Consider the following 13,013-nt stretch of genomic DNA (forward strand, 5'->3'; position numbering starts at 1 on the left):
CGCTCCGGCCGCGCCATGTCTTTTACTCCGCCGCGTCGGGCAGCGCGCGCGGTGCCTCTTCGATCTTGGTGTTCTCCAGCTCGACGTTGAGACCCAGCGAGCGCATTTCCTTGACGAGAACGTTGAAGCTCTCGGGAATGCCCGCCTCAAACGTGTCGTCGCCCCGCACGATCGCTTCGTAGACCTTGGTGCGGCCTGCGACGTCGTCCGACTTGACGGTCAGCATCTCCTGCAGCGTGTAAGCAGCGCCATATGCTTCGAGCGCCCACACCTCCATTTCGCCGAAGCGCTGGCCACCGAACTGCGCCTTGCCGCCCAGCGGCTGCTGGGTGACGAGCGAGTACGGACCGATCGAACGAGCGTGGATCTTGTCGTCCACGAGGTGATGGAGCTTCAGCATATATATGTAGCCCACCGTCACTTTGCGATCGAACGGCTCGCCGGTGCGTCCGTCGAAGAGGGTCGACTGACCGCTGGTGTGCAGGCCCGCATTCTCCAACATCTCGTTGATGTTGAACTCATGCGCACCGTCGAACACCGGCGTCGCGATCGACACGCCGCGGCGCATCTGCTCGCCGAGACGAATGATCGAGTCGTCGTCGTAGCTGCCAACGGGCTCGTTGCGGTCGTTGGCCGGAATGAGCTCCTCGAGCGTGTTGCGGAGCGGCTTGATGTCGCCCTTCTCCTTGTACGCCTCGATGAGTTCGCCGATCTTCCTGCCCATGCCCGCACAGGCCCAGCCGAGATGCGTCTCGAGGATCTGGCCGACATTCATGCGGCTCGGCACGCCGAGCGGATTGAGCACGATGTCGACATGGGTACCGTCCTCCAGGAACGGCATGTCCTCGACCGGCACGATCTTGGAGACGACGCCCTTGTTGCCGTGACGGCCGGCCATCTTGTCGCCGGGCTGCATCTTGCGCTTCACCGCCACGAAGACCTTGACCATCTTCATGACGCCCGGAGGCATCTCGTCGCCGCGCTGCACCTTTTCGACCTTGTCCATGAAACGCTGCTCGAGCGCCTTCTTGGAGTCGTCGTACTGGCCGCGCAACGCTTCGAGCTCGCCCTGCAGCTTCTCGTTCTCGACGGCGAACTGCCACCACTGCGAACGCGGGTACTCCTCCAGGACCTCCTTGGAGAGCTTGGTGCCCTTCTTGAAGCCCTTCGGTCCCGCGATCGCATCCTTGCCGGCGAGCATGTCGGCAAGGCGCGAGTAGACGTTGCGGTCAAGGATCGCCTGCTCGTCGTCACGGTCCTTGGCGAGCCGCTCGATCTCCTCGCGCTCGATCGCCATGGCGCGCTCGTCCTTCTCGACGCCGTGCCTGTTGAAGACGCGCACCTCGACGACCGTCCCGAAGGTGCCGGGCGGCATGCGCATGGAAGTGTCGCGCACGTCGGAGGCCTTCTCGCCGAAGATGGCGCGCAGCAGCTTCTCTTCCGGCGTCATCGGGCTTTCGCCCTTCGGCGTGATCTTGCCGACCAGGATGTCGCCTGGCTGCACTTCCGCGCCGATATAGACGATGCCGGCCTCGTCGAGGTTCTTCAGCGCCTCTTCCGACACGTTCGGAATGTCGCGCGTGATCTCCTCCGGACCGAGCTTGGTGTCGCGCGCCATGACCTCGAACTCCTCGATATGGATCGAGGTGAAGACGTCGTCGGCGACGATGCGCTCGGACAGAAGGATCGAGTCCTCGTAGTTGTAGCCGTTCCACGGCATGAACGCGACGAGCACGTTGCGCCCGAGCGCCAGATCGCCGAGATCCGTCGACGGACCGTCCGCGATGATGTCGCCCTTATGGATCCGGTCACCGACATTCACCAGCGGGCGCTGGTTGATGCAGGTGTTCTGGTTCGAGCGCTGGAACTTCATCAGCCGGTAGATATCGACGCCGGACTTGCCCGGCTCGAGATCCTCGGTGGCGCGGATGACGATACGGGTCGCATCGACCTGGTCGACGACACCGGTGCGGCGTGCCGCGATCGCGGCACCCGAGTCACGTGCGACCACCGGTTCCATGCCGGTGCCGACGAACGGCGCCTCGGCCCGCACCAGCGGCACGGCCTGCCTCTGCATGTTGGAGCCCATCAGCGCGCGGTTCGCGTCGTCGTTCTCAAGGAACGGGATCAGCGCAGCCGCGACCGACACCATCTGCTTCGGCGACACGTCCATCAGGTCGACGTTCTCGCGCGGCGCCATCATGACCTCGCCGGCGTGGCGGCAGATCACGAACTCATCCGCGAAGCGGCCCTGCTTGTCGAGCTCGGCATTGGCCTGCGCGACATAGTGCTTGGCCTCCTCCATCGCCGACAGGTAGACGACCTCTTCGCTCACCTTGCCGTCGAGGATCTTGCGGTACGGGCTCTCGATGAAGCCGTACTTGTTGACGCGCGCGAAGGTCGCCAGCGAGTTGATGAGGCCGATGTTCGGGCCTTCAGGGGTCTCGATCGGACAGATACGGCCGTAGTGCGTGACGTGGACGTCGCGCACCTCGAAACCGGCGCGCTCGCGGGTAAGACCGCCCGGCCCGAGCGCGGAGAGGCGCCGCTTATGCGTGATCTCCGACAGCGGGTTGGTCTGGTCCATGAACTGCGAGAGCTGCGAGGAGCCGAAGAACTCGCGCACGGCTGCGGCCGCCGGCTTGGCGTTGATCAGGTCCTGCGGCATGACGGTATCGATCTCGATCGACGACATGCGCTCCTTGATCGCGCGCTCCATGCGCAGCAGGCCGACGCGATACTGGTTCTCCATGAGCTCGCCGACCGAGCGCACCCGGCGGTTGCCGAGATTGTCGATGTCGTCGATCTCGCCCTTGCCGTCGCGCAGCTCAACCAGCGTCTTGACGACGGAGATGATGTCCTCCTTGCGGAGCACCCGCACGGTATCCGGACAATCGAGCTCCAGGCGCATGTTCATCTTGACGCGGCCGACCGCCGAAAGGTCGTAACGCTCGGGATCGAAAAACAGCGACTTGAACATCGCCTCCGCGGTCTCCAGCGTCGGCGGCTCGCCAGGGCGCATCACTCGGTAGATATCGAACAGCGCGTCCTGGCGGCTCTCGTTCTTGTCGACAGCCAGCGTATTGCGGATGTAGCCGCCGACATTGACGTGATCGATGTCGAGAATGGCGATCTCGTCGGCGCCGGTATCCAGAAGAACCTTCAGCGTCTTCTCGTCGATCTCGTCGCCGGCTTCGAGATAGATCTCGCCGGTGGCGTAATTGACGATGTCCTCGGCGAGATAGCTGCCGTAGAGATCGTCCTCGGTAGCCTTGATCGCCTTGAGGCCCTTGTCGGCGAGCTGCTTGGCCTGACGGGCGGTGATCTTCTTGCCCGCCTCCACGACCACTTCGCCCGAATCCGCATCGACCAGGTCGGTCACGGCCTTGAGGCCGCGGAAGCGGTCGACCGAGAACGGAATGCGCCAATGGTCGCCATCCCGCTCATAGGTGAGCTTGTTGTAGAAGGTCGAAAGGATCTCCTCGCCGTCCATGCCGAGCGCCATCAAGAGCGACGTCACCGGAATCTTGCGGCGCCGATCGATGCGGGCATGCACGATGTCCTTCGAGTCGAACTCGATGTCGAGCCAGGAGCCGCGATAGGGGATGACGCGCGCGGCAAACAGAAGCTTGCCCGACGAGTGCGACTTGCCCTTGTCGTGATCGAAGAAGACGCCCGGCGAGCGGTGCATCTGCGAGACGATCACACGCTCGGTGCCGTTGATGATGAAGGTGCCGTTCGACGTCATGAGCGGCATGTCGCCCATGTAGACGTCCTGCTCCTTGATGTCCTTGATCGACTTCGCGCCGGTGTCCTCGTCGAGGTCGAACACAATGAGGCGCAACGTCACCTTCAGCGGCGCCGCATAGGTGAGGTCGCGCTGGCGGCACTCGTCGACGTCGAACTTCGGCGCCTCGAATTCATACTTCACGAACTCCAGCATCGAAGTGCCGGAGAAATCCGAAATCGGGAATACCGACTTGAAAACGGCCTGCAATCCCTCGTCCGGACGGCCGCCTTCCGGCTCGTCCACCATGAGGAACTGATCGTAGGAGGCCTTTTGGACCTCGATCAGATTCGGCATTTCCGCGACTTCGGGGATTTTCCCGAAGAACTTGCGTACGCGCCTGCGGCCATTGAAAGTGACGGTCTGGGCCATCATCGCTCCTTGCTGCCTTCTCTTGGGGCACGCCCGCTCCCGGCGCGCCTTGCATTCTCGACCGCCGATAGTCCCAGGATTGGGGGCAGCGGTCCTTCAACTTCCTGCCTGCCGCCCATAATCACGGGACTACCGGCGGCTGGTCCTAAAAACGGGAGAAAACCCGTTTCCTGAAGGCCTGCTCCCGGCCCTCAGGAAAGAGGTTCTCCCCAACTTCCCCCGGTTACGCGGGGACCGGCGGACGGGGTGACCCGCCCGCCGAAACCCGTAACGCTTACTTCAGCTCGATCTTGGCGCCGGCTGCTTCCAGCTGCGCCTTGAACTTGTCGGCGTCGGCCTTGGAAACGCCTTCCTTGACCGGCTTCGGAGCCCCTTCGACCAGATCCTTGGCTTCCTTGAGGCCAAGGCCGGTGATCGCGCGGACTTCCTTGATGACGTTGATCTTCTGCGCGCCGGCGTCGGCGAGGATGACGTCAAATTCCGTCTTCTCCTCGACCGGAGCGGCAGCAGCGCCGCCCGCCGCACCGCCGGCAGCGGCAACCGCCACCGGAGCGGCAGCCGAAACGCCCCACTTCTCTTCGAGCAGCTTCGACAGCTCAGCCGCCTCGAGGACGGTCAGGCTCGAAAGGTCTTCCACGATCTTTGCGAGATCAGCCATTTTTGTTTCCTTCAAAAAGTTCGAACAGTGTTGATGATGGCGAGGAACGGCCTCACGCCGCCTCGTCCTTCCGGGCATAGGCGCCAAACACGCGCGCGAGCTGACCCGCGGGGGCGTTGACGACCTGGGCGATCCGGGTTGCCGGCGTCTGGATCATGCCGACGATCTTGGCGCGCAGCTCGTCGAGCGACGGCAATGAGGCGAGTGCCTTCACACCGTCTGCGTCGAGCGCGGTCTTCCCCATCGCGCCGCCGAGAATGATGAGCTTCTCATTCCCCTTGGCGAAATCGGAAGCGACCTTGGGCGCCGCGACCGGATCTGCCGAATAGGCGATCAGCGTCTGTCCCTTGAACAGATCGATGATGCCTTCGGACTCCGTGCCCTGAAGAGCGATCTTGGCGAGACGGTTCTTCGCGACTTTGACGGTACCGCCGGCCTGACGCATCTTCGTGCGAAGATCGTTCATTTGCGCGACGGTGATACCGGCATAGTGGGCCACGACCACTGAACCAGCGCCCTTGAAAGCGTCGTTCAGGCCCGTGACGAGTTCGCGTTTTTCCGCTCTGTCCACTGCCTATCTCCAGTTGACCTCAGCCCCATTTGCGGGACTTCGGTCGGGTTGCCTTTTGCCGGCCGGGCTCTTCCATTCCTGGATCACCCGAACGGCGCTCGAGGATCCTGCCCCCTTTCGCCACGCCGTACCGATCACTCGGATCTGGCGCGCAGACAAAAGGCCAACACGGTTCGAACCTTCCATCGGAGCCCAGTTGAGCCCCTTTGTCCGGTCTCACCCGTCTCATGCAGGCCCGTTGACGAATTAAGGCGAGCCGCCTGCAATCTCGGACAGGATGTTCCGGAAGCCTTCCGGCCGCCGGAATCCGGACCTCTCGGCCCGGAATTCTTGTTTGAGGATCGGGCGGTTGACGCCCGATCCTCGCTCTATTTTCAGGACGCTGCGCTGAGGCTCGCAATGTCGAGCTTCAGCCCGGGTCCCATGGTCGAGGTGATCGACACCTTCTTGATGTAGTTACCCTTGGCGCCAGCTGGCTTCGCCTTGGAGACGGCGTCCGCGAAGGCGCGCACATTCTCTTCCAGCGCCTTGGCATCGAACGATGCCTTGCCGACGCCAGCGTGCACGATCCCGGCCTTCTCGACGCGAAACTCCACCGCGCCGCCCTTCGAGGCCTTGACCGCGCCCGCAACGTCCATCGTCACGGTGCCGACCTTCGGGTTCGGCATCATGCCGCGCGGGCCAAGCACCTTACCGAGACGGCCGACGAGCGGCATCATGTCCGGGGTCGCGATGCAGCGGTCGAAGTTTATCTCGCCCTTCTGCACGGTTTCGACCAAGTCTTCCGCGCCGACGACGTCGGCGCCGGCGGCCTTGGCCTCGTCAGCCTTGGCGCCCCGCGCGAACACGGCGACGCGGACCGAGCGCCCGGTTCCGTTCGGAAGGTTGACCACGCCGCGCACCATCTGGTCGGCATGGCGCGGATCGACGCCAAGGTTCATCGCGATCTCGATCGTCTCATCGAATTTCGCCGTGGCACGACCCTTAAGAAGCTGTACCGCCTCCGCGAGCGCATAGGACTTGCTGCGGTCGATGCCCTCGCGGGACTTGGCTACACGCTTTGCAATCTTCGCCATCGTCTTAGCCCACCACATCCAGACCCATCGAGCGGGCGGAGCCCTCGACCATGCGCATGGCCGCCTCGACGTCGTTTGCGTTCAGATCCTTCATCTTGGCCTCGGCGATCTGACGCACCTTGTCGCGCGCGATCGTGCCGACCTTCGACTTGCCCGGCTCCTTGGAGCCCGACTTCAGGTTCGCGGCCTTCTTCAGGAAATACGTCACCGGCGGCGTCTTCATCGCGAAAGTGAACGACTTGTCCTGATAGTAGGTGATCACGACCGGAATAGGCGCGCCCTTTTCCATCTCCTGCGACTGGGCGTTGAACGCCTTGCAGAACTCCATGATGTTGATGCCACGCTGACCAAGCGCAGGCCCGATAGGCGGCGACGGCGTCGCCGATCCCGCGGGGACCTGAAGCTTGAGCTGGCCTGCAACTTTCTTAGCCATCTCTTTCCTGCCTTGTTGTCATGCCGGCTCTCTCTTCAAACGGAGCCCGGCGGTTGCAGTCTGGTGGTTCGGTCCGCGCGGCCGGCTAAGCCGCTTCGCCTCCCACCGTCCAGGACAGCATGCCGAAGCATTCCGCCCCGCGCCGCGCGTTGCGCGGCGACCATTCGGATCAGCCCTTCTCGACCTGCCCGAATTCCAGATCGACGGGCACGGCGCGCCCGAAGATCGAAACTTCCACCTTGATGCGCGCCCGCTCCTCGTCGACCTCCTGGACAAAGCCGTTGAAGGAGGCGAACGGGCCGTCCGACACGCGCACTTGCTCGCCGATCTCGAACGTCACCGAAGGCTTCGGGCGCTCCACGCCCTCCTGAACCTGGCTCAGGATGCGCTGAGCTTCGGATTCCGTGATCGGCACAGGTTTTGAATCGCCGAGAAAGCCGGTGACCTTCGGCGTGTTCTTCACAAGGCTGAACACGGCGTCGGTCAGATTGGCCTTGAGGAGCACGTAACCCGGGAAGAACTTGCGCTCGGCGTCCACCTTGCGGCCGCGGCGCACTTCGACGACTTTCTCGGTCGGCACGACGATCTGCTCGATCTCGCCGGCAAGGCCCTTCTGCTTGGCCTTGTGCTCGATATCCTCAGCTACCTTCTTCTCGAAATTCGAATAAGCGTGGACAATGTACCACCGCGCAGTCATCTCGATCGTTCTCCGTGGTGGCCTTATCAGCGCCCAATGCCGAGGATAAGCTCGACGCCAAGGCCCATCAGCTGGTCAGCGGCGAAAAAGAAGATTGCCGCGATGAAGGCGAAAGCCACGACCATGATTGTGGAGATCATGGTCTCGCGCCGCGAAGGCCAAGTCACCTTCGCGGTCTCGGCCCTCACCTGCTGAAGAAATGTGAAAGGATTGATCGTCCTGGACGCCATCTGCCGCTCTGTTCCCGAAGCCTCCCCTCGCAAGGGGCTTCTTGTCGCCCCTGACCTGGGGCATGTTCCGCTTGAGCTTTTCGCTCTATCGTTCTGCTGGAGCTTCGGATTTCCCCCAAGCTTCCGCTGATGCAGCGCTTCGGCTCGAGTCCGATGCCCTGGGCCCGAAGCAACGCCGAATCGGCGCACATTCTTTTGCCCACGCATTTCGGGCGCGTAAAGCCGTCCCCAGCTCCACGCGCCGCGTGTCTGTCACCATATAAAGCCGATTCCGGGTGCACGCAAGTGCTGAGCTCAGCTTTAGTCCCGAACGCCGATCCGCGAACCATCCAGTCGTCCGCGTCACCGGCTATGTGACGTTTCCCGCTTCTGCCGAGCAAGGCTGGCGGCGGCAACAGGGCTCGAACCTATGGCCTGCGGTGTTGGAGATCGCGATTATTGCATTTCGCGCATTTCCGCAAGTGTCCGCGAGCTATCCAACCCCCTTCCCCCCTCGGACGGGCGAAACCGCCCGGGCGAATCCAGGACTTGGTTCAAATGCGCCGCGGGATGCCTTGAGCCATCGGCCTGTGGGCGCGGTGTTTTGACGTGCTTACTGCGCTTGCAGCCCCCGCAGTCGCCGACTATAGTCGCCGTATTGAAATTAAATTCCACCGATTGAGTTCTATGAGCGCTCCATCTCCGGTTGTCATAGAGAGTCGTCCCGTCGAGAACGTTGGGCTGGTTGAAATTAATCGCCCGGAGGTGCGCAATGCGCTCAACCTGGAGGTCCGCGAAGGACTGGCCGCTGCCGTGGCCGGCTTTTCGGAAGATCCCGAAATCCGAGCGATAGTGATTGCCGGGCGCGGCGGCAACTTCGCCGCGGGCGCCGACGTGAGGGCATTTGAGAAAGTCGGCTCGGCAGACATGCTTCTGCAACGTACCCACCGCTACTGGGACGTGATCGCCAGATGCCCCAAGCCGATCATCGCCGCGGTCGAGGGATTCGCGTTGGGCGGCGGGTGCGAGCTCGCCATGCACGCCGACATTATCGTTGCCGCACGCACGGCGACCTTCGGACAGCCTGAAGTCAAGCTAGGCTTGATGCCGGGCGCCGGGGGAACGCAACGCCTGCTCAGAGCGATCGGAAAATACAAGACGCTGATGCTCGTTCTGACGGGCGACATGTTCCCGGCTGAGGACGCCGAGCGGGCCGGCCTTGTCAGCACCCTCGCTGATCACGGCAAGGCTCTGGAGCAGGCGCTGCAGATTGCTCAGAAGATCAGCCGCCTCCCCCCGTTGGCAGTCGAGCAAATCAAGGAAGCCGTCCTCAATGGCGAAGACGCACCATTGGAAACGGCGCTGAGGATGGAACGGAAGGCGTTCCAGTTACTGTTCGATACCGCCGACAAGCGGGAAGGCGTTGCCGCCTTTCTCGAAAAGCGCAAACCCACGTTCAAGGGGCGATGACTTGGCGGGCGCAGGAGGGGTGTCCGCCGTTCGGATCAACATAGCCGGGGTAGTAGGTGCCGGGGTAATGGGTTCCGGTATCGCGGAAGTTCTGGCCGCGGTCGATGTCGATGTATTGCTGGTCGACGACGCGCCCGGAAAGGCGCATGCGGCGATCGAACAGATTGCGTCGCGGCAACGCGCCAGGGCAGCCGCCGGCAAGGTAAGCGCCGAAGCGGTCGAAAAGCTCCTCGCCCGTATGAAGCCGGTCGATAGACTAGAGCCCCTTGCCGATTGCGATCTCGTTGTGGAGGCAATCGTCGAACGCCTGGAGCCAAAGCGTCAGCTTGTGGAGGCGCTTGAGAAGATCGTCAGGCCGGATGCTATCATCGCAACGAACACATCTTCCCTGTCGGTGACCGCCATCGCGTCGGCGGCGAAGCGGCCTCAGCGGGTCGCCGGCTACCATTTCTTCAATCCCGTCCCCATCATGAAGCTGGTTGAGGTCATCTCCGGTGCTCACACCGCACCCGAGGTCGAGCGCGCGTTGGTCGACCTTGCAACCCGCTTCGGCCATCGCCCTGTCGTCGCCAGCGATACGCCAGGCTTCATCGTAAATCACGCCGGCCGCGCCTTCGGCACGGAAGCGCTGGCAATGCTGCGGGAGGGTGTGGCCTCAATCAGCGAGATCGATGCGATCCTGCGCGACGCCGCCGGGTTCAAGATGGGTCCGTTCGAGCTGATGGACCTCACCGGACTCGATGTCTCTCACCCGGTTATGGAAAGCATCTATACGCAGTTCTATCAGGACCCGCGCTACCGCCCTTCCGTTATCGCTGCCCAGCGAATGGCGGCGGGTCTCCTGGGGCGCAAGACGGGACGCGGCTTCTATACATACGAAGACAGCCGTAGAGTCGTTCAGCCGGAACCGATCCAGCCGATCGCGGGTGCGGCGATTCCGGATCACGTCACCGTGCTGGCCGGCAACGGCGGCGGCGACATGCAAAAACTGGTCGAGTCGGCCGGCACCACTGTCTCCGGCCCCGGGGGTCGCGCCCTGGAGCGGGCGGAGCTCATCCTCGTGGGGCTGGAGGGACATGACGTTGCCGGGACGGCGACCCGTCTCGGCCTGCCACCCGCCCTCTGCGTTGGGTTCGACCCTTACTTCGGTTTGGACCATCATGTAACGCTGGTCACATCGGCGGCAACATCCGACAAAGCCAAGAGCGCAGCCCTGGCACTGGTCAGAAGTACCGGCCGTAAGGCCACCCTGGTCAATGACAGTTGCGGGGCGGTTTGCCAGCGCGTCGTTGCAATGATCGTCAATATTGGCGCCGAGATCGTCGAGCAGAGGATCGCGTCGGCGGCGGATGTCGACGCTGCCGTGCGGCTCGGGCTCGGCTATCCGCAAGGACCGCTGGAATGGGGCAACAAGCTCGGCCCCGCCCGTATTCTGCGCATCCTGGATGCGATCCATGACCGCACCCGGGATCCCCGTTACCGAGCAAGTCTTTGGCTGCGACGGCGCGCCGAATTGGGACTTGCACTGGACGAATAAGCTGGCCGGGAGGAGACGATTTGGCCCAAAAGCATGAGTTGAAGCCTTCGGCGCCGTGGTATCGGATCGAGCTTGACGAATCCGACTGGTCGAGCGTGCCCGCGCGGGATCTCGTTCGCCTTTACGCCCAGATGAAACTGATCCGGCGCTTCGAGGAGAAGATCCTCGATCTCGAGAAGGCAGGTCTCATCCACGGCCCGGCCCATGCCAGTATCGGTCAGGAGGCGGCTGCTGTCGGAGCCGTCTCGATGCTTCGCGCCTGCGATCAGATCAACGGCACGCATCGCGCGCATCATCAGGTGCTGACGAAGCTGGTCAATGCGCAGACCGAGCCGGGCTTCGACATCCTTAGCCAGGATTTCACGCCGCAGATGGATGACGCCGTCTATCGCTTCATGGCGGAGATCATGGGCCTCTCTCCCGGCTACTGCGAGGGTCGCGGCGGGTCGATGCATATGCGTCATGCCGAGTCGGGCGTAGCCGGCACGAGCGCCATTGTCGGCGGCAACATTCCGCATGCGGTCGGCTACGCGCTTGCAGACAACGTCCTTGGCCGGGACGGTATTTCGGTGGCTTTTTTCGGCGATGGCGCCTCGTTGCAGGGCGCAGCCTATGAATCGATGAACATAGCGGCGGTCTACAAGCTGCCTGTCGTCTTCTTTGTCGAAAACAACCTCTACGCGGTGTCCACGCATATCGACGACGTGACGGCCGAACCTAGGATTGCCTCGCGCGGTCCAATGCTTGGGTTTACCGGGATCGAATGCGACGGCATGGACGTGGTCGCGGTCCACCGCGCGATGTCTGAGGCTGTAGAAACCATCCGTGCCGGTCGTGGCCCGGTCGTGATCGAGGCGAAATGCTATCGATACTTCCACCAGAGCGGCAGCAAGACCGGAAGCGATTTCGGGTATCGCAGCCGCGAGGAAGAGCAGGAATGGTTGAAGCGAGACCCGTTGCGCTTGGCCGAGACGCGTCTTGGCAAACTGGGAATACTCGATAATGCCGCATTGGCCCTGATCGATGAGCGCGTAACCGCTGTCGTCCAGTCGGCCGCCAACCGCTTGACGGAAACGGCACCCGGAAGCAACCAGCTTCGCATACCGGACACATTGTGGCCCTCCCCGCAATCGGTGGACACGGGAATCTTGGCGCCGCCTTCCGAAGCCGAGGGGCTTAAATATCGCGAAATCGAAGATTTTGCGCCTGAGCAGCTGGTAAAGACCCGTTTCGTCACTGCCGCCGGCGAAGCACTCGGCGCGGCGATGGCTGCCGACCCGACCATCGTGGTTCTCGGGGAGGACGTCCACCGGCTGCGCGGTGGTGTGAGCGGTTTCACTAGGTCGGCCCTCGAGCAGTTCCCAGGTCGCGTGCTGGCAATGCCGATCGCGGAAAACGGCTTTACCGGCGTGGCGCTCGGCGCCGCATTGCGCGGTCTGCGTCCCGTCGTCGAAATAATGTTCGGCGATTTCTGCTTTGTCGCGGCGGACCAGATCGGCAACGGCGTCGCCAAGGTAAGACACATGTTCGGCGACGGCTTTCCCGTGCCGCTCGTGATGCGGGTGCGTGTGTCCCCCCACACCGGATACGGCTCCCAGCATTCGGGTGATCCTGCCGCGCTGTTCAGACTGTTTCCCGGATGGCACGTAGTCTCGCCGACGACCGCATTCGACTATGTAGGGTTGCTCAATACGGCGCTCAGGACCAACGACCCCGTCGCGATTATCGAACATGTCGAATTCTATCAGCGCGAAAGCCTGGTCCCACGCGACGAGCGCGACTACTGCATCCCGTTCGGTACGGCCAAGATCGTCCGACCCGGTTCTGCATGCACGGTTCTCGCAACATCCGTCATGGTACCTGCCGCCGTGAAAGTGGCGGAAGAAACCGGTATCGACCCCGAAATCATCGACATGCGCAGCATCGGCCAGCTCACGACGGACTGGCCTCTTGTCCTCTCATCCATCGCAAAGACCAACCGGGTCATCATCGTCGAGCAGGTCGCCAGCGGCCTTTCCCTCGGCCGCCATTGGATTGCCGAGATCCAGGCGCGCGCCTTCGATGATCTCGACCACGAAATACTCCACGTCACCGGCAGTCTTTCGGCGCCTGTCGTTTCGGCCGTCCTGAACAAGGCCGCGCTGGGTTCCGCCGAAAAGCTGCGGCAGGCGATGGAGTTGATCACCACAGGTGCCTGAACTGA

General features: G+C 62.8%; 10 protein-coding genes. 3 read left to right on the forward strand and 7 right to left on the reverse strand.

Features of this window, described 5'->3' with window-relative positions:
• Positions 1-22 precede the first annotated feature (22 nt).
• The 7 genes from rpoB to secE all read right to left on the reverse strand — a co-directional run bounded on the left by rpoB (position 23) and on the right by secE (position 7,824).
• Positions 23-4,159, reverse strand: a complete 4,137-nt coding sequence (gene rpoB, locus SAZ10_RS18810; protein ID WP_318611078.1) for a DNA-directed RNA polymerase subunit beta — start codon at positions 4,157-4,159, stop codon at positions 23-25.
• Positions 4,160-4,433: 274 nt separating this feature from the next.
• Complete coding sequence (rplL, locus tag SAZ10_RS18815) at positions 4,434-4,817, reverse strand: 50S ribosomal protein L7/L12 (protein ID WP_318610894.1); 384 nt, start codon at positions 4,815-4,817, stop codon at positions 4,434-4,436.
• Between the two features lie 52 nt (positions 4,818-4,869).
• Entirely contained in the window at positions 4,870-5,388 is a 519-nt protein-coding gene (gene rplJ / locus SAZ10_RS18820) for a 50S ribosomal protein L10 (RefSeq protein ID WP_318610895.1), read from the reverse strand.
• Positions 5,389-5,762: 374 nt separating this feature from the next.
• A complete protein-coding gene (rplA, locus tag SAZ10_RS18825) occupies positions 5,763-6,464 on the reverse strand; it encodes a 50S ribosomal protein L1 (protein ID WP_318610896.1) in 702 nt (233 codons plus the stop codon).
• A gap of 4 nt (positions 6,465-6,468) precedes the next feature.
• Positions 6,469-6,897, reverse strand: coding sequence for a 50S ribosomal protein L11 (rplK, locus tag SAZ10_RS18830; protein WP_318610897.1), 429 nt, complete (start codon positions 6,895-6,897; stop codon positions 6,469-6,471).
• 169 nt (positions 6,898-7,066) lie between these two features.
• Positions 7,067-7,594, reverse strand: a complete 528-nt coding sequence (gene nusG / locus SAZ10_RS18835) for a transcription termination/antitermination protein NusG (protein WP_318610898.1) — start codon at positions 7,592-7,594, stop codon at positions 7,067-7,069.
• Between the two features lie 26 nt (positions 7,595-7,620).
• Positions 7,621-7,824 carry a preprotein translocase subunit SecE gene (gene secE, locus SAZ10_RS18840; RefSeq protein WP_318610899.1) on the reverse strand — a complete coding sequence of 68 codons (204 nt, stop codon included), beginning with the start codon at positions 7,822-7,824 and terminating at the stop codon, positions 7,621-7,623.
• 666 nt (positions 7,825-8,490) lie between these two features.
• On the opposite strand from secE, the gene SAZ10_RS18845 reads away from it, so the two are divergent.
• From SAZ10_RS18845 to SAZ10_RS18855, 3 genes are read left to right on the forward strand one after another with little or no spacing between them, the layout of a single operon-like run.
• Positions 8,491-9,273, forward strand: a complete 783-nt coding sequence (locus SAZ10_RS18845) for an enoyl-CoA hydratase-related protein (RefSeq protein WP_318611079.1) — start codon at positions 8,491-8,493, stop codon at positions 9,271-9,273.
• 19 nt (positions 9,274-9,292) lie between these two features.
• Positions 9,293-10,810, forward strand: coding sequence for a 3-hydroxyacyl-CoA dehydrogenase (locus tag SAZ10_RS18850; protein ID WP_318610900.1), 1,518 nt, complete (start codon positions 9,293-9,295; stop codon positions 10,808-10,810).
• 20 nt (positions 10,811-10,830) lie between these two features.
• On the forward strand, positions 10,831-13,008 hold the full coding sequence (locus SAZ10_RS18855; protein WP_318610901.1) for a dehydrogenase E1 component subunit alpha/beta: 2,178 nt from the start codon (positions 10,831-10,833) through the stop codon (positions 13,006-13,008).
• The last annotated feature ends 5 nt before the right edge of the window (positions 13,009-13,013 follow it).

It is taken from the genome of Mesorhizobium sp. BAC0120 (assembly GCF_033542235.1).
Lineage (GTDB): Bacteria > Pseudomonadota > Alphaproteobacteria > Rhizobiales > Rhizobiaceae > JAWRCU01.